The sequence below is a fragment of the Hydrotalea sp. AMD genome (assembly GCF_004100315.1).
In the GTDB taxonomy this organism is placed as follows: domain Bacteria; phylum Bacteroidota; class Bacteroidia; order Chitinophagales; family Chitinophagaceae; genus Hydrotalea; species Hydrotalea flava.
This window is the reverse complement of sequence record NZ_SCKY01000007.1, coordinates 22,480-43,311: the sequence shown is the minus strand read 5'-3', so window position 1 is coordinate 43,311 and position 20,832 is coordinate 22,480. Positions and strand designations below refer to the sequence as shown.

15 protein-coding genes and 1 tRNA gene are annotated in these 20,832 nt (G+C 37.4%); 6 read left to right on the top strand and 10 right to left on the bottom strand.

Going from position 1 to position 20,832, the window contains the following annotated elements:
- Positions 1-20 precede the first annotated feature (20 nt).
- Both porV and porU read right to left on the bottom strand, forming a co-directional pair.
- Entirely contained in the window at positions 21-1,163 is a 1,143-nt protein-coding gene (gene porV, locus EO766_RS06490; RefSeq protein WP_074418048.1) for a type IX secretion system outer membrane channel protein PorV, read from the bottom strand.
- A 73-nt stretch (positions 1,164-1,236) separates the two neighbouring features.
- Positions 1,237-4,587, bottom strand: coding sequence for a type IX secretion system sortase PorU (porU, locus tag EO766_RS06485; protein ID WP_176712997.1), 3,351 nt, complete (start codon positions 4,585-4,587; stop codon positions 1,237-1,239).
- A gap of 280 nt (positions 4,588-4,867) precedes the next feature.
- Between porU and EO766_RS06480 the strand changes: the two genes are divergently transcribed.
- The 4 genes from EO766_RS06480 (at position 4,868) to EO766_RS06465 (ending at position 9,345) form a co-directional block, all read left to right on the top strand.
- Positions 4,868-6,433: an SUMF1/EgtB/PvdO family nonheme iron enzyme gene (locus EO766_RS06480; protein ID WP_074418050.1), complete on the top strand. Its 1,566-nt coding sequence runs from the start codon at positions 4,868-4,870 to the stop codon at positions 6,431-6,433.
- A gap of 130 nt (positions 6,434-6,563) precedes the next feature.
- Complete coding sequence (locus tag EO766_RS06475; protein ID WP_081299028.1) at positions 6,564-7,850, top strand: UDP-N-acetylmuramoyl-tripeptide--D-alanyl-D-alanine ligase; 1,287 nt, start codon at positions 6,564-6,566, stop codon at positions 7,848-7,850.
- Positions 7,851-7,859: 9 nt separating this feature from the next.
- The gene (locus EO766_RS06470) at positions 7,860-8,504 is read left to right on the top strand and encodes a Crp/Fnr family transcriptional regulator (protein ID WP_074418051.1); all 645 of its coding nucleotides are present in this window, start codon (positions 7,860-7,862) and stop codon (positions 8,502-8,504) included.
- Positions 8,505-8,910: 406 nt separating this feature from the next.
- Complete coding sequence (locus tag EO766_RS06465) at positions 8,911-9,345, top strand: DUF983 domain-containing protein (RefSeq protein ID WP_074418052.1); 435 nt, start codon at positions 8,911-8,913, stop codon at positions 9,343-9,345.
- A 46-nt stretch (positions 9,346-9,391) separates the two neighbouring features.
- On the opposite strand, the gene EO766_RS06460 is transcribed toward EO766_RS06465, so the two are convergent.
- The 8 genes from EO766_RS06460 to EO766_RS06425 all read right to left on the bottom strand — a co-directional run bounded on the left by EO766_RS06460 (position 9,392) and on the right by EO766_RS06425 (position 17,624).
- Positions 9,392-9,928, bottom strand: a complete 537-nt coding sequence (locus EO766_RS06460; RefSeq protein ID WP_218058126.1) for a hypothetical protein — start codon at positions 9,926-9,928, stop codon at positions 9,392-9,394.
- Positions 9,910-10,656: a hypothetical protein gene (locus EO766_RS06455; protein WP_218836934.1), complete on the bottom strand. Its 747-nt coding sequence runs from the start codon at positions 10,654-10,656 to the stop codon at positions 9,910-9,912. Before EO766_RS06455 ends, EO766_RS06460 begins: the two co-directional genes overlap by 19 nt.
- A gap of 79 nt (positions 10,657-10,735) precedes the next feature.
- The gene (locus EO766_RS06450) at positions 10,736-11,221 is read right to left on the bottom strand and encodes a hypothetical protein (protein WP_287100809.1); all 486 of its coding nucleotides are present in this window, start codon (positions 11,219-11,221) and stop codon (positions 10,736-10,738) included.
- A gap of 152 nt (positions 11,222-11,373) precedes the next feature.
- Positions 11,374-12,783 (bottom strand): beta-helix domain-containing protein, encoded by a 1,410-nt coding sequence (locus EO766_RS06445; RefSeq protein WP_074418054.1) that lies wholly within the window; start codon positions 12,781-12,783, stop codon positions 11,374-11,376.
- Positions 12,784-12,824: 41 nt separating this feature from the next.
- Positions 12,825-15,632, bottom strand: a complete 2,808-nt coding sequence (locus EO766_RS06440; protein WP_074420994.1) for a TonB-dependent receptor — start codon at positions 15,630-15,632, stop codon at positions 12,825-12,827.
- A gap of 210 nt (positions 15,633-15,842) precedes the next feature.
- Positions 15,843-15,929, bottom strand: a tRNA-Ser gene (locus EO766_RS06435).
- Positions 15,930-16,067: 138 nt separating this feature from the next.
- Entirely contained in the window at positions 16,068-16,835 is a 768-nt protein-coding gene (locus EO766_RS06430; RefSeq protein ID WP_074420997.1) for a TatD family hydrolase, read from the bottom strand.
- A gap of 150 nt (positions 16,836-16,985) precedes the next feature.
- Complete coding sequence (locus EO766_RS06425) at positions 16,986-17,624, bottom strand: polysaccharide deacetylase family protein (protein ID WP_074420993.1); 639 nt, start codon at positions 17,622-17,624, stop codon at positions 16,986-16,988.
- A 66-nt stretch (positions 17,625-17,690) separates the two neighbouring features.
- Between EO766_RS06425 and gltX the strand changes: the two genes are divergently transcribed.
- The gene (gene gltX / locus EO766_RS06420) at positions 17,691-19,211 is read left to right on the top strand and encodes a glutamate--tRNA ligase (RefSeq protein ID WP_074420992.1); all 1,521 of its coding nucleotides are present in this window, start codon (positions 17,691-17,693) and stop codon (positions 19,209-19,211) included.
- A 54-nt stretch (positions 19,212-19,265) separates the two neighbouring features.
- Positions 19,266-20,804 carry a glycosyltransferase family 39 protein gene (locus tag EO766_RS06415; RefSeq protein WP_179855931.1) on the top strand — a complete coding sequence of 513 codons (1,539 nt, stop codon included), beginning with the start codon at positions 19,266-19,268 and terminating at the stop codon, positions 20,802-20,804.
- Positions 20,805-20,832: the final 28 nt, after the last annotated feature.

The window sequence follows — 20,832 nt, the reverse complement described above, 5'->3', positions numbered from 1 at the left end:
CACACTTAGCCGGACTATTACTAATTCAAATTGTTTTTTTTACCTGAACCATTATTAGCTAAGTCAAAGTTCAGACCAATTCTGATGGTATTAGATAATGGGTTACGTGTAGTTACATATCCTGACGCCACTAAATAAGAGAGATTAATGCCAATATTTTGGTAATTCAGCCCCAAACCAAAGGTCAGGTAATTTCTGTTACCCCGATATTTATTTTCATAAAAATATCCGGTTCTTATAAAGAAAGTATTATCATAATTATATTCTGCACCGGCAGAAATTAACCAGGAAGTGAGTTGGTTACTGCCATCGCTGAACGATTTAAACCAACTGGAGAAAACGCTTTGGGTATAATAGGTTGGTGCTGTAGCAGAATCATAAGTAGGCACCAATAATTTATTCAAATCAACTGCAAAAGTTATTCTATTGTCTTTATCTAACCGGGCAGTGTATGCTGCACCCAAACCTAAATTGGCAGGAATATAATCTTTGATATTGGCATCATTGGTATAACTGATTTTTGAACCAAGGTTGCTTAAAGTTACACCCCAGGTAAAATAATTTTTTGTAGTATCAGCTGCAATATGGTACAGAGTAACATCACCCGCTACAGAAGAACCTGCTTTATAAATTACACCGCTGTTATTTGGATCACCGGATGCAAGGCTACTGTTAATATAACGCAGCGCCACACCGATACCCAATTGACTGGAAAGCTTTCTGGAATAACCGAAATCAATTCCAAATTCTCTGGGCATTGACGAACCTAATAAATTTCCATTGGCATCTGCAAACTGAATATTGCCTAAACTAAAATAACGAACAGAGGCAGAAATAACCTGTTCATTATCCAACCGATGATAACCGGCAATACTGGCTAAATAAACATCATTTAATCCCAAATCTTTAAACCAGGGAGAATAGGTAACAGCAATAGAATTATCGTTTGTAGCAAAAGGTAATTTAGCCCGGTTCCAAAACATACCATTGGCATCGGGTGAAGTGGCAATACCAACATCGCCCATACCACTGGCTCTGGCATCAGAAGAAATACGCAAAAAAGGCACAGCCGTTGTGGTTACGTTCACGGTTTGTGTTTGTGCAAATACAGACAGGCTCACAATGCAGAGCAGAAGAACTAAAAAGAATACCCTTATTCTCATAACAGATTTTAATGTGATGAATATACCCTATGGGTTAAAAAACTAAGAGGTAGAATTATTTCATTCAAGCATTTTAGTGAACAAAAAATTTGGCTGTTGCTTCAGCTTTTCCTGTATTGGAGGATGCAATAATATGATAAAAATACAAACCATTCAAGATTTTTTTGTTGTTCAATCCCCGCCCGTCCCAGTTCAGTTCTACTACTCCTCCGGAAGAATTGGGCAAAGTTTGCAATAACCTTGCCACTAAACTGCCATTCATGCTAAAAACATCAATTTCTACCTTTATTTCCGGCGCATCCATATTGTGCACCAAACGAAATGTGGTTTGACTGCTAAAGGGATTAGGATAGTTGTATACGGATAATATTTTCGGTGGTACCGCCGCACTAACAATAAAATGAATAGTGACTGATCGTGCATAGTTGGCTACATTCCAGGCTTTTATAGTTAAGGTGTGTGGCCCGGGAGTTAGTCCGTTTAACTGGTATTGAATGGTGCCGGCCTGATAACTATTGGGCAAAGCCTCATAAAAACTATTGAGTATAATAGGATTATTCGTATTACCATCTAATACAGCTGTAATATCGTGGCCAATACCTGCGCCGATGGTATTTATACCTAACGAATCGAACAAATGCACCAATAATAATGGGTTGGGGTCAACCGTACTACCCGCTCTAAAAAGCGTATCATTTAAAAATGCTTTGATAGTTGGGCCAGCCGTATCTGCGGGCAACAGACTATTACCACCACCAATTAAAAATTGCGTAGTGTAACCGGTAGCATCCAAAACATCATTCCAGGCATATAAACTTAGTTTACTATTCCCGGCCTTATAGTTAATATCCTTGGGTACCACAAATCTTACCTGAAAACGACCATTTGTAACAGAAACCTGACCTTTATAAATAATGTTGGTTTGCTGCATAAAAGTAGTAACAGGGCTGGCAGGGTCATTCCCTAAACTACGCAGTTGTTGTGGCTTATCGAATAAAGTGGCTACTAAATTGCCATTAAATGAAGTTTGCATCTGCCCCTGTGCGTTGGCAATATGCCCACTAAATGTATAGGTATTCAGCGCTTTTAACGTATCATTACCCGTTAAAGCCTGTTGGTTCAGCTGATCAATTTTAATTTGAAGTGTCGGGAAGGAAAGCCGCATGGCAGGATCTCCCAATAATGTAAATTTTCGGTTATTTAAAACATCGCTACTGTTTTGATAGGTAATATTTTTAGCAGTTAAAACAGATTGACCCAAAGTAGGATATACACCGGAAGCATTGGGTTGCAAAGCAGCCTGCATATAATTATTATTAATAATTTGGTTACTATAGGCAAACACGACACGGGTAGTAGTTAATAAGGCAATAGCGCCGGTATTACCATTGTATAACAAACCGCCGCCTAAAGAATTTTTGGTAGGATCATCATAAGGTGCAAAATCGCAGGTAGCCGTAATAAACAAAGGCAATTTATCGGGATTATTGAGTTGTTGCAATTCGGTTTGGCCAAATACTGCAGAATTAGATAATTGTTGATACCCTCCATGCCCATTGTAGTTAAAAATTAAAGCCCCATTATACAATTGGCTAACGATGGCTGCATTGACTTGTGGATACCTGCTGCCTCCTGCCCCACTTATCATTGGATAGGCATCTAAATAAATTTTGTTGATATTAATGGCTGTATCGTATTGTGCAGTGGTAGCTGCAATTGATTCTGCATCCTGCAAATGCAAATCATTGTCTTTATCATCGGCTACAAAAACCGACTGATTGCGCCAGGCACCAAAAGCCGTTTTGGCATGATAGTGTATCATTTTATTCACCATAGTAGTAGCTTCTGTTGTAGTACGAACGGGGAAACGACCAATCGCTAACTTCAACGGCGGCGCCACATTCACCTGATTAATGTCATCTGTATTGCCTAATAATCCAAAAAAATCGTCGGTAACATATGTATTTAAAGGCTCAACACTGTTGGCACTTTCATAAGCAGGTACAAAATTGGTATTGGGTTGAATGCGATTTTTATAATCAAAAGAAGCAGCACCAAATAATAGTACATATTTTAATTGGTTAGTTGAATCGGCGCCATACTTATCATCATACATTTTTAAGAAATCTCTGATAGCCGTAGGATCCGGATTACCACTACTAAACTCCTGATAAATTTGTTGCGTAGTAACTACCTGCACCCTTTGTGAATATTGTTGTTGATGAAATGCAGCCAGTTGGTTAGCCTGTGTTATAAACTGCGGATGAGTAATAATGATAAAATCGGCCGGACTGGTACGATGCAGGTTTTGATTATTCATTGCCCCCAAGGCAAGTGGCTGTAATGCATTCGTGTCAGTAAAGGCAATGTATTGTTTTAAAGAATCAGCAGGTTGTACAAATAACAGTTGCTGATTCATGATTTGCGTATTCATTTCAATAGGTACAAGGGGTTGAGTAACATCCCAAACACGAATATTAGCGTTAGCATTCGATATCTGAAATTGTGCAACTCGGCCTGCACCCACAGCTGCAGGGTCAGAAAACAGCAATGGCATACCATTGTATATGGCTAATTTACGCCGGCATTGCAATACAATTTGATGCATCCACCCCTGCGCGCCAGAAACACCGGGATTAAATTGGAGGGTTACTTTCAATACCGAATCTGCATTCGGCAAACTAACCGATGCTTGTTGCTGTACCTCAGTGGCATAAGCATCTAAAAAATAACCGGAAACGCCGGCAATAGAAGGTGTGGCAAATAAATTGCCATTTAAGCTTAACGAAAAACTACTACTATTAGCCCCCACACTTCTACCCGCCAAATGGTAGCTTACGCCTACAGGTGTATTATTTAAAAGACCCGGAACCTGAAAAGTAACATTTCTGGTTAATCCGGCATTTTGGCTCATAGGGTTACTCCACCATGCTTTACCACTGTTTAACAAGTTTACTGAATCGTTTTCAATGGCAAAATGATCAGTAAAACTATTCACTAAAACAGTTGGGCTTAAAGCAGTTACTTGTGTGCTAATTCTTTTTCCTGAAGGTTGAATGGTAATGTAATAAAAAGCGGTATCGCTGTACAGGTTTTTTTGGTATAAGAACTGCTGTTTGGCAGCATCATACATCCATTGATGCGGGCCCGCAGCATAAAAAAGTACATAATCGTTGTTATTGAAAATACCATCGCCGCCATCATTTACCCAAATGGCATTTTCAAACAAATCATCTATTCGGGGTAAAATATTATTTTCGGGTAACATTTGCCCCCCATTTCCATAAATGCGTAAAGAACCTGCCAATAGGTTGGCGGTATTTATGCCCATATTTTTTAAAAAGGCAACATCTATTTTATAAACGCCAGCTTTAGTAACCCCAATTTTGAACCAATTACCGGCAGATAAAACTGAATTGGGCACATAATTTCTTTGGGCTTTTAACGTTATAGCAGCAGTTAGGAGAAAAAAAACAAGGGTAATTTTAAAAAAATAGGCAATTGTTTTTGGCTGGAAACAATTTATCGTTTTATTTAGCATAATCATTTACTGCGGCAATCCCCTTTTTTAAGGCTAAAATTAGGGTTTTCGGCTGTAGATTGTTATATTTAAGATGATTCATGTATAAAAATCGCCTATATTCGCACAGCGCAAAAACTTTACCCTCTATCTTTTACTGTTTAAGAACCTTAAAATTCATATCATGCAATTGCTTACAACTGCAAGAAACTGTGTGTTATTATTGTCGCTGATTGGCGCTGCTGCTTCTTGTAAAGTATTTAAGAAAAAACCTGAAAAATCGGCTGTTACCGGCTGGAATTATAATGACAAAACACAGGGTAATTTTTATGTAGCAAAACCTAAAGACATTAATACCGCTCCCGGTTTGGTATTTGTGCAGGGTGGTACTTTCACTATGGGTGCTACACAAGAAGATGTAATGGGCGATTGGAACAATATTCCCCGTCGCGTTACGGTGAATTCCTTTTTCATCGATAAAACAGAAATTGCGAATGTGCATTATCGTGAATATTTGTATTGGGTAGAAAATGTTTTCAGCGATACCACTGCTTATCCCGAAGTAATTGAGGCAGCAAAGCCCGATACATTGGTATGGAGAAGTGAATTGGCCTATAATGAGCCTTATGTTGAATATTATTTTCGCCACCCCGCTTATAATTATTATCCAGTAGTAGGTGTAAACTGGAAACAGGCCAGCGATTTTTGTGTTTGGAGAACCGACCGGGTAAATGAATTAGAACTTATTAAGAAAGGCTACATCAATAAAAACAATATTAAAACCGAATTGAATGGCGGTGGCCAGGAGAATTTTGATACCAAAGCCTATTTAATGGGCGAATATCAGGTACAGCCAGGTAAATTAGCTACTTCTAAAAGTAACCCTTTAAAAGATGCACAGGGCCGGCCCAGAACCACAGTAAAATTTGATGATGGTATTTTATATGGCGACTATCGCTTACCCACAGAAGCCGAATGGGAATATGCAGCCTACGGCTATATTGCTGAAAACCCACAGGTAAAAAAAGGAAAGAAAACCAGAGGAGAAGAGAATATTGCCAATAAACAGATTTATGCCTGGAAAAATGCAGGATTTGACAACCTGCGTTCTACACGTGCAGGTGCTTATCAGGGTGCTTTTCTAGCCAACTTTAAGAGAGGGGCAGGTGATAATATGGGTGTTGCAGGTGGTTTAAACGATAATGCAGCTATACCTGCAGAAGTAACTTCCTTTTCTCCCAATGGTTTTGGCATTTATAATATGAGTGGTAATGTAAGCGAGTGGGTAGCAGATGTGTACAGACCATTAACCAGCTTAGATGCAGACGATTTTAATCCATTCAGAGGCAATGTTTTCAAAAAAGTAGATATGAGCCGCGGAACAGGCAATTTAAGAGATAGTTTAGGTCGTATTGTAATGGTACCAGAATCTGATTCCGCATTGAGAGAAAGAAGAAATTACCAAAGAGCATATGCCAAAAATTATTTAGATGGTGACTCTTTAAGTGGGGTGAATTATGGCTATGGCATTACTACACTTATTTCAGATAAATCGAGAGTAGTAAAAGGTGGCAGTTGGAACGACAGACCTTACTGGTTATCACCCGGAACCCGCCGCTTCTTAGAAGAAGACCAAAGCAGCAGTACCATTGGTTTCCGTTGTGCCATGACGCATTATGGCGCTGCTGAAGGCACTTCCAGAAAAGCACAAACAGGCAACTTCTTCCCGGCAAGAAGAGCTAAAAGATAAAGGAAAGGTAAATACAGCAATTCCACTTAATCAGTGGAAAAATGAAACGCCATCTTTTTTTGAAGATGGCGTTCTTGCGTAAACAACTTTTCAGTTAAATTTATATTGAAACAAATGATAAACCTATTGTATGATTAGCATTGACGTACTCTACCAAATTTATCTGCAATATCCGCAAGTACAAACCGATACCAGAAAAATAAAAAAAGATGACATATTCTTTGCATTAAAAGGACCCAATTTTAACGGTAATACCTTTGCGCTACAGGCTTTGCAACAAGGTGCAGCTTATGCAATTGTAGATGAGCAACCGGATATAATCAATAATCGTATTTTTGTTGTGAATGATGTACTGCAAACCCTGCAGCAATTAGCTCTTCATCATAGAAAGCAATTCAACATTCCCTTTTTGGCCATTACAGGCAGCAACGGAAAAACTACCACAAAAGAATTGGTGAGCGCTGTGTTGGGTAGCCATTTTAAATGCTATACTACTCATGGAAACCTCAATAACCATATTGGTATACCACTCACTATTTTACAGGTAAAACAAGATGCCCAAATAGCTGTAATTGAAATGGGTGCCAATCACCAAAAAGAAATTGCCGGTTATTGCACTTATACCCTGCCTACCCATGGCATTATTACCAATTGTGGCAAAGCACATTTAGAAGGTTTTGGTAGTATAGAAGGCGTTCGCAAAGGCAAAGGTGAACTGTATGATTTTATTAGAACGCATAACGGCATGGTATTTATGAATGCTGATTATGATTACTTACAGGAAATGAGCAAAGGCATCCATCTTAAACTAACTTATGGTACGGCCAATGCAGATATTATTGGCAATATACAGGAGAACAATTATTTTCTATCGGTACAACTTACAAAAGGCACAAAGGAAATCAGCCATATCAAAACGCATTTAGTTGGCGATTACAATTTACCCAATATTTTATGTGCAGTAGCCGTAGGTAAACACTTTAATGTGCCGGAACAAAAAATAAAAGATGCCATTGAAGCTTATCAGCCCAATAACAGCCGTTCGCAACTGATTCAATTCAACAACAACCACATTATTTTAGATGCATACAATGCCAACCCCACCAGCATGAAGGCTGCCATTGAAAATTTTGCTAAAATGCCCGGAAAGGAAAAGGTAGTTATGATTGGCGGTATGATGGAATTGGGTGAAGAAAGCCTTGCAGAACATCAGAATATTGTGCATTTACTGGAACAATTTAAATGGCATGCGGTTATATTGGTTGGAGGCGATTTCAGCCTGGTAAAACATAACTACCTTTACCTGAATAATGCTTCAGAAGCCAGTAAGTGGTTACGCGAACAAAATTTTCATCAGGCGTATATCTTAATTAAAGGCTCCAGAAGTATGCAAATGGAAAAAATAATTAACACGTAAAGAATAGCTATGCAGCCACTTTATAAAATGTTTCCACAGTTAGAACCTGCTTTATTGCAGGAAATAGAAGCAAACAGTATTCTAAAAACCATTCCTGCAGACGAAATATTAATCAGAACAGGCCAATATATTAAAAGTGCATTATTGGTTGTAGAAGGCACATTGAAAATATTCAGAGAGAATGAAGATGGTGGTGAGTTTTTAATGTACTACCTGCAACCCGGCGAAGCCTGCGCCATTTCATTGGTATGTGCTTCAAAAATGGAAGCCAGTAAAGTAATGGTAAAATCGGTTGAAGAAAGTGTCATTATGATGGTACCCATTCATTTAATGGACCAATGGATGAGCAAATACAAAAGCTGGTATTATTACGTTTTAGAAACCTACAGAAATCGCTTTGAAGAACTGTTGTTATTAATTGATCATATTGCATTCAGAAATATGGATGAGCGATTAATTTTTTATCTGAAGCGTTACTCCAAAGCACACAAAAGCAATCAAATTAATTTATCGCACCAGCAAATAGCAGATGAGTTGAACTCATCAAGAGAAGTTATTTCAAGATTGTTAAAAAAACTTGAACAAAAGAATTTACTAAGCCTTTCAAGAAATACAATTGAGTTAAAAGAAACTTTTCATAAAGAAATGATTTAGCAAAGTAACATTTGTCACATTTTTTACATGGATTCATTTTCAACTTTGCAGTAAATGAATTTGTGCGAATGAAACTTTTTACTTTACGAAAGAAACTAATACCAACAGATAGTTATTTGAAAACTTTTTTTCTGAATGGTGCCATTGTAATTGATCTCCGACCGCGTACAGCTTATCAAAACGAGCATGTAGCAAATACCATAAATATCCCCTTTGAACAGATATAAAATGCTATTCCTGTACTTTTGCAGATAAAAAGGATATATATTTTAGTGTGCGAAACCGGTGCAACCAGCAGTATAGCTGTTAATATGCTGAGGGCTGTTGGTATTGAAGCTTATAATGGCGGTAGCTGACAACAACTAAACGAACAGGTATTTTGTTAAGTAAAAAATGATTGAACAATATGCGTAACCATTCAAAAAATCCGGGCTATTTAATTGCCACGCTTACCAATAAATGCCCAAGATGCAGACAGGGCAATATTTTCGTTACCAATAATGCCTATGATTTTAAACACAATATGGATATGCATGAAAAATGCCCTGTGTGTGGGCAGCCTACTGAAGTAGAAGAAGGATTTTATTATGGTACAGGTTATGTTAGCTATGCATTATCAGTAGCATTCTTTGTGAGTACATTTGTTGCCTGGTGGGTACTTATTGGCATGTCGTTCGATATTGATGATATGCGTATATTTTATTGGATGGGTACGGCCATTGTACTCATCATTCTTATTCAACCTTTTATTATGCGGTTATCACGTTCCTTATGGCTAAGCTGGTTTGTAAAATACGATCCCGATTGGGCTAATCATCCTGTAAAAGACAAATTATATTAATCTACATTTTATTCTTTCACATCCATACCAAACCGTACACAAATCATTAAAAAAATAATTGATACTGCATTGTCAACGTATTCAATCTGCCATTGTTATTGATGGTATTGTTTTCTACAACGTAAACAGGCCGGTTTTGCAAATCGAGAGATATTTTGGCTTGCTGCCCATTTATTAAATAGTGAACACCTATATTAATGGTATGCATATACAAACCATTTAACTTATCATATTTTGCCAATGTAGAAAATACATCAGGCAAAAATTTGCCCTTTTCATTTCCTGTTTTATTACCGGTTAAACTATTAGTAGCATTCAATAAAGTGCCGTTAGCAGGATTCATAATACCGTTATAGCACAAATAATTACTACCATAATTGGTATTAAAATAGCCAATATAAGCTGAAATAGCAGAACCTTTTTGTGTATTTAGAGGCATATCTAAAAAACTTTCAACAGCAAAATGTTGCATGGGTTGATAGGCTGTACCATTATTATTTAAATGCCAGGTTGCATTGAGTTGATAAATACCACCTATGGCTACATTAAAAATTTTTCTTTTTCCTAAATAGGTTCCTGCCATGTAGGGTGTAGCGTGTGGTTCCTGTTCAAAAAACTGATAGATGATATAAGCCTGTTGCCGTAATGAATGTTTTTTTGAGCAAAGTTGGCATCATTACCAATGGGTGGCAAATTAGTTACGGAAGAAGTAATTGGGAAAGGATCGCTCAAAATAAAACGATAGTCAAACTTGCCTAATTGGCCCCGTGCATACACACTTAACTTTCTGCTAAAAATATCGGTTTGATCTACAGTTGTTTGTGCAAACACCGGCACATCAGTGGTTAGGATAGAACTTATACCTGGCTGTGTAAACCGGGAAAGGCCGGTAGCAATGGTAAGACCGGCGCCTATTTTCAGCGTATTATCTTCTGCAAAACTATACTCACACAATGCATCATGAAAAAAAGCCGCAATTTTTCTGTTACCATTACTGTTATATTGCGCATTAAAATTATTTTGACCAAATTGAAAGTAAAGAAAAGCCCTATCCGTTATTTTCCTAAACATTTGAATCCGCGTTCTACGCAGGCCTATATCAAATGTATTTTTTTGCGATTCGCCTTCAACCAGACTACCCAGACTACCCGGATTGTTTTGGTTAAACCGGAGCCAGGTTTGATTTAGAAATGTAAATTGAAAATAGTGACTGCCTGATTCATTCAGTGCAAATCGTAATCCATTTTGCTGCTGAGCATAACCGCCGGTTATGGTAAACATAACCAAATAAACCATTCGTACAAATGTCATAGTTAATTTGTCAAAACGGTAATATAAAGTATAAAAAACGACGTTACAAACAGTTTTACACAAAATTTAAAAAAGAAGGCTATTTTGTCTTTTTGTTTACTGTGCGTTTAAATCGTGCAGTATCATTTGCATAATGGGTGCCATGTAAAAAATCATACCGACTACGCACCAAAAAATCGGTAAGATTTATAGTTTGCTGCATGATTGCACGTTTACCCTGAAATTGTTGTTCAATAGTAACAGACAATATCAATTGATATTGCAGAGTATCTGAATGATGTACCCAAGTGTTGCTATTCTGTTTTGCATTCAATAGTTGAAAGGTATCAGTATCCTGCTGCCAGAGTATGCCTTTCGGTGTACAATAAATTTTATTTAAAACCGATTGAACTGAATCGCCGTGCTGCATTTTATATTGGTATACATGAATCAACAGATCGTTTCGCCGGCTAAAATACTGATAGGTGGTATCCTTTCCATTCACTATCCGCCAGTTTTCATTGCCAAATACATTTTGAATACTATCCATTAAATGTACAGGCATTAATGCAATTGTATCTTTCACAGAATTGGCAGATGGTTTTTTGTCAGCACAACTTAGCAAAACAATGCTTATCAAAAAAAAGAAAGCAACATTTCTCATGCTAAATACATTAAATATTTCATAAACACAAACAGCCCTGTACGATACAAGGCTGTTTGTTAAAGTATTTTATATTAGTTGAATTTAGTCCAGCTTTTCCACCAGGTATCTCCGGGTGCACAAGCACCTATATAAGCCACCGGTGTAAACCAGGCATTTAATTTGGGATTACCAAAAGCAGCACCCGATTTAGCAGGAGAAGCTGCAGTAGGATTGAAATCGGGTGAACTGTAATTAAATGGATCGCCTAAAGCCACATCACTATTGTTATCTAAAATTGCGTTGCCATTGGCAGCAGTATTAAACCAACTTAAAATAGAAGCATCTGTTGCACCGGTAGGTGCAGTGGTGGATGGTGCATATTTTACCGGTGCAGTGCAACCTGCAATGATGGTATTTTGAACATAGAGGCTGGGTGTAGCAGCTGTAATGTTTAAATCGGTTGGAGTGCCTTTGCTGGCATCAATCAACAAACCCTGCGGCCATCCGGCAATAATAGAATTCATGATGCTGATACTGGAATTTCTTCTGATTTGTGCACCACACAAAAACAAACTATTGCCTTTATTATTTAATTGTGCTTTAGGCCCTAAAACAGTCATATTACTAAAAACAGCATTTGTTTGAGGTAATAACGTACTACCATTTGCGTCGTTATCGCTTTCAAAAGCTTCACTTTTCGAAATATCGGCTACAGCACTATCACGCAGGGCAATACCAAACTGCACTTTTCCCTGAAAACCGTTATCCGTATCAAAATCATCATCTAATGTTCTAAAAGAAATCATGTGTTTGCAATTTACAGTACCGCCAAACCACTCAAATGAATCATCGTTGGCATAAGATACCTGCACATAATCTACCACAGTGCCATTTCCTACACCACCAAAAGTTAAACCATTAATTTCTTTATCGGGTAAAAATGCATACCCTGCATATTCAATTCTAACATAACGTAAAATTCCACTGTTATCAGCAGGATTTGAACTGGAACCTAAACCATACAAGCCCAAACCATCAGCATTATTAATACCGCCTTCAATTTCACCTACACCTGTCTGTCCATTAAAAGAAGCATTGGTGGGCGCCTGACCTAATAAAACAACACCCGACCAATCGCCACGTTGCGGATTGGGCGATTCAGATGTAAATACAATGGGTTTATCGGCAGTTCCATCGGCAATAATTTTAGATCCCCGTGTAATAACTAATCCGCCTGCTTTGTTTAATTCGCCTACAATTTTAGTACCCGGCTCAATGGTTAAAATGGCACCTTCAGTTACATACACCAATCCTCTTAATTTATAGGTATAATTGGCTTTTAAAGTAGTATTTACTTTAATTCTACCTTCTAAAATAGTATTTTCCACCCCCGGTGTTGGTGCAGGATTAGGATTGATGGTGGTGCCCCCATCCATTTCAATTTTGCGGCAACCGGTTATCACTAAAAGTGCCGTAGCCATGAATAAAATAGTTTGTTTCATACGTGATGAAGATTTGGTTTAGAAATGTGTTTTCTGTTTTTTTATTTAAGAATTGTATAAGCAAATGATAAGGTTACATTGGTTCCATATTTTTTTCTGATAGCCAGTGCATCAATACCTGCATCGTATTTTTTATTATCATTCAAATCATGATAAAAACGTGCTTCCTGGTTAATGATATCAGAAATATTTAATTTAATTTCTGCTCTGTTTTTTAGTACTTTTTTGGCAATCTGCATGTCTAATAAAGGCCTTGGCGCTTCCCATACCGGTGGATTATCGCTGCCACCCACATAATAAATTCGGCGGCCTATTTGATTGAAAAGTAGGGTGGTATTCAGTCCGATTGATGGAACATCATATTGCAAGCCAATATTCAACAAGTAAGGACTTTGTCCCTGCATGGGCCTGCCTAAACTTGGCACACGATTGTAGATGTAAGACAAGTTACCCTGTACTGTAAAGTTTTTGAGCGCAGTGGTAAAGTCTAAGCGCTTTCTAAATTCAATTTCAGCACCAAAACTTTGCGCATCATCAGGAGAAATATAATTAAAGGTACCTGAACTACCTGCGCCTGTATTATTAAAATAAAGCTCAGTAGGATTTTGAAAATATTTATAAAATACACCTACATTCAATATTTCACCTGCTTTAGGATAGAACTCATAGCGCAAATCAAAATTGGTTACTTTGGTACGGGGCAAATTAGGATTACCCGTAATAGTTGCACCTAAATCAAAATCATAAAATGAAAAAGAAGACAACTCTCTAAACTCTGGGCGGATAACAGTTTGCGAGCCTGCTAAACGAAGATTAACAGCGTTAGTTAATTTATAGGTAGCATTTAAGCCGGGTAGCACATCTAATTTTTCGGTATGAAGATAACGGGGATCGGTTTTGCGTACACTGCCCAATAACTGATCAAAATTCTCAACCCTGGCACCCCAAATAATACGCAGTTTGTTGTGCAGTAATTGGTTATCGATTTGTAAAAAACCTGCATTTAAAATAGAGTTGGCTAAATAGCGGTAACGAATATCATATATTTCATTAAAAGCAAATTTATTATCGGTACCATTTCCAAAATTTTGAGCGCTAAAAACAACCGATGGATCCTCTAAACGAAGTGTCGGATTATCGACAGGTAAATAAATTGCAAATGGGCGTGAATCGAACAACCTATCTTTTACCTGAAAAAAGTAACCGGCTTTTATATTTTGTAATTGATTGTTCCAACGTAATGATTTGGTAATATTGGCACCTGTTGTATAAATATAATCATTTAAAAACCCGTAATACCTGCTGCCACTACGTTGCGAGGTTTTTGAGGCACTGATTAACAATGCGTAAGGTGATGAAGGAATAGATGGATCTTCCTGATTATATTGCAAACGCCGCTGATCGGGAATGTATTGATCTAAAATAGCAAAGCTGCCAAACCAATCTAATTTTACTTTCAGAGCTGGTATAAAATGTTCTCCGGAAAGGTTGGTATTGTAATAAGTATTGGCTTTAAACGCCAGTTCAGATGCACGAATATTATCGCCTATAGTTGAGTTGCTTTCAAAATCTTTCCCGGTTCTGCCTGTAGTATAATCAGATGTATTTACGTTGAAAATATTTTTCCAAGATAGTTTATTGTAATTACCCAATTGCAATGTTAATGAACCCAATGCACCCCATAACACATCGTTAGCATATTTGTTGTTGGAATAATCAAAATTTACGCTTGCCTGATTATTGGAAAATGAAAAAATTCTATTTTTAAAAAAGATACGGCGTGGGGTTAAATTATAGTTTAATGCAAACACACACCCCAGTTTATTACGGTTACCCATTGCTGTATTAAAACCACCTGCTACTCTAAAGTTTTTAGATATTAATTGGAGGGTATTATTTTGTGGATTGGCTGTCCATACATTCTCAAATAATTTTCCATAGGTGGTTTTTTGTTCAGGTGTTAATTCATTAAACACCGATTTAGAAGGAAGGCCGGCAGGCAAAGCACGGGTACCATCATCAAATCCTAAAAAATCGAGTTTGCCACCTTTATAATTATAAAAATCATGACCAATGGTTTGGGTATTAAAACCGGTACCCACTTGTACTTCCATAAACTTTTTTAATGGTACATCGTTGGTGGTAATTTGCACCAATCCACCGGCCCACTCACCTGAATATTCAGGCAAAAATGTTTTATTGATAATAATATTATCAATAATGTTAGAAGGAAAAATATCAAAAGCAAAAGTTTTACGATCGGGTTCAGTACTACTCAATAAAATACCATTTAGCATGGCCTGATTGTAACGATCGGCTAAACCGCGAACTACCAAATAACGGCCATCAATAACCGATAATCCCGGAATACGTTTCAACACCTCACCTGTATTGCGGTCGGGTGTACGTTTAATGGCTTCTGCAGAAAGAACCTGTGCTACTACTGCCGTATTTTTTTGGTATTGAATAGCACTGTTTATGGTTTCTACTTTAGCTTGTGTTCTGGAGGAGGCTTTTACGGTAACATCGCCTAAATTATTACCGGCATCCATTAAGTGAACAGAAAGCTGATCGGTATTGCTGCCGGCATTAACATCGGTAATGGTTTTAGTCTGATAGCCCACATATGCAATTTGAAGTGTATATTTTTTACCGGGAATAGCTTTAAAAGAAAAAATCCCATCTACATTGGTTTTAATTACCATTTGCATATCGCCGCTAATAGTAATGGTAGCGCCTGTTAAAGGTTCATTTTTACTTCCGGTTACTTTACCCTGAATGGTTACTGTTTGTGCAACCACTGCAATAAAAAAGAAACAAGGAATGAGTAATAAAATTATTTTCTTCACAAACAATGGCTTTGTTTGGCGCAAAAGTATTGGTGAGAATAACAGTTAAAGAAGATTTAGTATTAAGCAATTATTAAGTTTATTAAGTTTATTATAATTTCATCAAAATAACTTGGAACAATGCTTTTAAGCTGTTTATGTACTAAAAAATTAACTGAAAATTAATATTGAAGAAGAAGGAAATTCAAGGAAAACAACGAAAGATAAAAGCAGAGGGGAAGGGATTCGAACCCTCGATACGGTTTCCCGTATACACACTTTCCAGGCGTGCTCCTTCAACCACTCGGACACCCCTCTGTATAATGCCATTTGCTGCTGTGCTTGTTGCAGATGAACGGATTGCGACGCAACAGCAGCACAACCGGAGTGGCTCAGCCGGTATTAAAAATACCAAATTGAATCCATTTACCGGGCGGCAAAAATAGTTGTTCCTTGTTACACATGAAATATTTTTTCAGCATTCGCTGTTGTGATAGCGGCCAAATCTTCTAAAGTAAGGCTTTTAATGGTAGCCAAATATGTTGCTACATATTGTAAATAACTACTTTCATTTCTTTTGCCACGGAAAGGAACCGGGGTTAAATAAGGGGCATCCGTTTCCAAAACCATGTGTTCAACCGGTATTTTTTCTAATGCAGCAGGTAAACCCGCATTTTTATAAGTGAGCACCCCACCAATACCCAACATAAAATCCATATCAATTATTTGTTTGGCACTTTCATAACTACCACTAAAACAATGAAAAATCCCGGTTAACCCTTTCTGTGCAAATGGCTTTACGCGATTGATGGTTTCCTGCATGGCATTGCGGGTATGAATTACGATGGGTAATTTTTTTTCGAGCGCCCATTGCATTTGCAAATCAAATGCCTGATATTGCTGTCGCATGAAAGTTTTATCCCAATAAAAATCAAGTCCAATTTCACCAACTGCCGCAAAAGGCCTTTTGTTCAGCCATTCTTCTACAATTTGCAGGGCATTGTTAACCGATTCGTTTACTGAACAGGGATGCAGTCCCATCATCGAAATACAATTTCCCGGATATTTTTTTTCCATATCCATCATAGCGCTGTAAGTAGCAGCATCTATGGCAGGTAAAAACATTTTTGTAATTCCGGAAGCAATGGCACGGTGCACAACAGCATCTCTGTCTTCATTAAATTCTTCAACATACAAATGGGTGTGTGTATCAATCAGCAGCATAAAAAAATTATTTTTTTCACAATAATAATGAACAGGCAACGTTTAAGTGTTGCGATTGTCCGTCAGAAAAAAGTTAAAAAGAACAAATTAAATTTTGTTTTCATAGGGTACGGAATAAACAGGGCCGGAGTATTTACTCTGGCCATTTTTTTATAAAGGAATAGTTTTAAACTGATATCCTTTTTCGGTAAAATGAGCCAACACCTTTGGCAATACATTTTTTAAATGTGGAAATGCTTTTACACTATCATGAAATACAATGATAGAGCCGGGTTGCGCATGGGTTACCACATTCGCCAAACATTCAACAGATGAAATCCGGGTATCAAAATCGCCACTCAGCACATCCCACATAATTACACGAAATGTTCTTTGCATGGATGAATTGGCAGGACGTTGCAATATACCGGCCTGAAAACGGGTAATGCGCCCATAAGGTGGCCGGAATAAGTTGGAATCAATATATTTAGCAGCTTCAAAAACATCATTAAAATAAAGCGTATTATTGGTTTTCCATCCGTTCAAATGCCGGAAGGTATGGTTACCAACAGCATGACCTTCTGCAAGTATTCGTTCATAGATTTCGATATATTCTGCTACATTTTTTCCCAAACAAAAAAAAGTAGCTTTTGCATGGTATTGTTTCAAAACATTTAATACAAAAGGTGTTGCTGCTATTTCCGGGCCATCATCAAAAGTTAAAAATAAAGTTTTTTCCTTTACCGGAATACGCCAGGTTAATGCCGGATACAATTTACTTAACCACCAGGGTGTTTTTACAAAGTACATGGTACAAAGATATTTCTAAATACTTTTATCAGTACAGAAAGTAAGCGGCAGTATTATCTTTGCAGCATGGAGAATAAAAAAGTAAGGGTTCGTTTTGCCCCATCGCCCACCGGTGGTTTACATTTAGGAGGTGTACGCACCGTATTATTTAATTATTTATTTGCCAGGCAACACAAGGGCACTTTTGTTGTAAGAATAGAAGATACCGACCAAACCCGCTTTGTAGAAGGGGCTGAACAATATATATTTGACTGTTTACAATGGTGCGGATTAAAACCGGATGAAAGCCCTGTTAACGGTGGCCCATTTGCGCCATACAGACAAAGTGAAAGAAAAGACATTTATAAACAATATGCCTTACAATTAGTTGAAAAAGGCTATGCCTATTATGCATTTGATACGCCCGAAGCCTTAGATGCTCAACGTAAAGCAATTCCTAACTTTCAATACAATCATCAAACCCGCAGGCAATGCACCAATTCGCTTACTTTAAACCCAGAAGCTGTGTTAGAAAAATTGGCCGGCAATGCACCTTATGTAATACGTATTAAAATGCCGGAGAACGAAACGGTTACCTGCCATGATTTAATTAGAGGAACTGTTGAATTTAATACCGGTTTAAGTGATGATAAAGTTTTATTGAAAGCAGATGGCATGCCTACCTATCACCTTGCAGTTGTGGTTGATGATTATTTAATGCAAATTACCCATGCATTCAGAGGAGAAGAATGGCTACCCAGCGCACCGGTACATATATTGCTTTGGAAATATTTGTTTGGATTAGATAAGATGCCACAATGGGCGCATTTACCGTTGATATTAAAACCCGATGGTAATGGAAAGCTCAGCAAACGCGACGGGGAAAGATTGGGCTTCCCAGTATTTGCCATGGATTGGACTGACCCCGCCACCGGCAATACTACTACCGGATTTAAAGAACGTGGTTTTTTACCCGAAGCTTTTGTGAATATGCTGGCCATGCTGGGCTGGAATGATGGTAGCGGACAAGAAATATTTTCATTACAGGAACTGATTGAAAAATTTTCGATTGAACGAATACACAAAGGCGGCGCAAAATTCGATTATGAAAAAGCCAAATGGTTTAACCATAGCTGGTTACAACAATTACCTGTACAACAGTATGCAGACAAAGTAAAACCCTATTTTGTTAAAGCAGGTATTACCATAGCAGATGATGCTTATTTGCATAAAGTAATGGAATTGATGAAAGAACGTTGCCAGGTATTACCGGATTTTGTGGAGCAATCTGCCTTTTTCTTCAAACATCCGGAACATATAGATACGGCCTCCATTGCTGGAAAATGGAACTCAGCCAAACAACAATTTTTTGCAGAACTGATTCGCAATTTAGAATTGGCCACCATTTGGAATGCAGAAAATTTAGAAAAAGATTTTAAAGAAATGGCTGCAGCACATCAGCTAAAACCCGGCGAACTGATGTTACCGCTTCGTATTATGCTGGTAGGTGGCAAATTTGGGCCGCATGTTTTTGATATTGCGGCTGCTATTGGCAGGGAAGCAACCATTCACCGGATAAAACATACCCTACAACTAATGCAGGCATAATTGTAAAAAAATGAATAGGAATATAGCAGTATGCTTTATCTTAATGCAAAAAAGATGAAGGCTATATATAAACTCCTGTTTTTTCTGTCATTAATACAATTGTTGCTTCCATTTTTTTTGCAGAGCAGTTTTTATGAACCCCACCGCGATGAATTTTTATATTTAGCTGAAGCCATGCATATAGCCTGGGGTTATTTAGAAGCACCGCCCCTGCTTTCTTTTTTGGGATGGATAACCAATTGGTTAGGTGATGATATATTCTGGATTAAAATATGGCCTGCTTTATTTGGCAGTTGTACCTTTCTTCTGGCAGGTAAAATCATTATTCAATTAGGTGGCAAGAGCCTGGCTTTATTATTTGGATGGCTGCCTTTTATTTTTGGTGGTTACTTACGTTTGTTTTATTTATTTCAACCTAATTTTTTAGAAGTATTTTTTTATACTGCTATTGGCTTTTGCTGGCTGCAATGGATTATTACACAAAATAATAAATGGATTTATTTCAGCGGAATTGCCTTGAGTTTAGGGTTGTTGAGCAAAGATTCTGTGGCATTTTATGCCATTGGTATTGCTATTGGTTTGCTGCTCACCCAACATAGAAAAGTATTCGGCAAACCGGATATTTATTTAGCTGCATTACTTGCCTTGCTGATTTTTTTACCCAATATCATCTGGCAATACCTGCACAACTTTCCTTTTATACACCATATGCAATTACTAGAACAATCACAATTAATACATATAGGTTACAAAGATTTTTTAACGGGGCAGTTACTCATGAATCTGCCTTGTTTTTATATATGGCTTACCGGACTAATCTGGGTATTCTTTTTACCTGAAGGAAAAAAATTCAGATTATTTGGATGGGCTTATCTTACTGTGATTTTTTTATTGTTAGTAATGCATGGAAAGGATTATTATGCCTTAGGACTTTATCCTATTTTATTTGCCTTTGGCGGTTATGCTTTTGAACAGTTTACGCAAGGTCATGCACGTTGGTTAAAATATCCTGCATTAGCCTTTTCAATATTATTGGGTTTATTTGCACTGCCAATATTATTACCTGTTGCAACGCCAGAAAAATTAGCAAGCTATTATTCGCAAACACATTTAAACCAAACAGGTTTATTTAAATGGGAAGACCAAAAAATGCATCCATTGCCACAAGATTTTGCCGATATGATAGGCTGGAAAAGCACTACCACTAAATTGGCTAATTTTTACAATAGCATACCGGAAAATGAAAAAAGCACCACCCTTATTTTCAGCCGTAATTACGCATTTGCAGGTGCCATGAATTATTACGGCAGTCAATACCACTTACCTGAAGTATATAGCAATGAGGCATCTTTTTTATTATGGATGCCCAATCATTACCACATTCAAAACATTATTCTAATAGCTAAACACCTACCCGATTTAAACGACACTGCTTTTCATTTCTTTGAAAAATTTGCAGTAATCGACTCGCTGAATAATCCGTTAGCCAGAGAAAATGGTACAAAAATTATATTTTTTCAAAATGCCAATCCGCAACTAAACCCATGGTTAGATAAAAGAATAGCCAGGTTAAAAGCACCTTATTACCGATAAGTTATAAAATAAATATGCTTTACTTACT

Bases quoted from the DNA above. Each gene is read 5' to 3' on its own strand.
- EO766_RS06480 (WP_074418050.1), top strand. From the start codon at position 4,868: ATGCAATTGCTTACAACTGCAAGAAACTGTGTGTTATTATTGTCGCTG.
- EO766_RS06465 (WP_074418052.1), top strand. From the start codon at position 8,911: ATGCGTAACCATTCAAAAAATCCGGGCTATTTAATTGCCACGCTTACC.
- porV (WP_074418048.1), bottom strand. From the start codon at position 1,163: ATGAGAATAAGGGTATTCTTTTTAGTTCTTCTGCTCTGCATTGTGAGC.
- EO766_RS06460 (WP_218058126.1), bottom strand. From the start codon at position 9,928: ATGGCAGGAACCTATTTAGGAAAAAGAAAAATTTTTAATGTAGCCATA.
- EO766_RS06470 (WP_074418051.1), top strand. From the start codon at position 7,860: ATGCAGCCACTTTATAAAATGTTTCCACAGTTAGAACCTGCTTTATTG.
- EO766_RS06430 (WP_074420997.1), bottom strand. From the start codon at position 16,835: ATGCTGCTGATTGATACACACACCCATTTGTATGTTGAAGAATTTAAT.
- EO766_RS06415 (WP_179855931.1), top strand. From the start codon at position 19,266: ATGAAGGCTATATATAAACTCCTGTTTTTTCTGTCATTAATACAATTG.
- EO766_RS06425 (WP_074420993.1), bottom strand. From the start codon at position 17,624: ATGTACTTTGTAAAAACACCCTGGTGGTTAAGTAAATTGTATCCGGCA.
- gltX (WP_074420992.1), top strand. From the start codon at position 17,691: ATGGAGAATAAAAAAGTAAGGGTTCGTTTTGCCCCATCGCCCACCGGT.
- EO766_RS06445 (WP_074418054.1), bottom strand. From the start codon at position 12,783: ATGAAACAAACTATTTTATTCATGGCTACGGCACTTTTAGTGATAACC.
- EO766_RS06455 (WP_218836934.1), bottom strand. From the start codon at position 10,656: ATGACATTTGTACGAATGGTTTATTTGGTTATGTTTACCATAACCGGC.
- EO766_RS06475 (WP_081299028.1), top strand. From the start codon at position 6,564: ATGATTAGCATTGACGTACTCTACCAAATTTATCTGCAATATCCGCAA.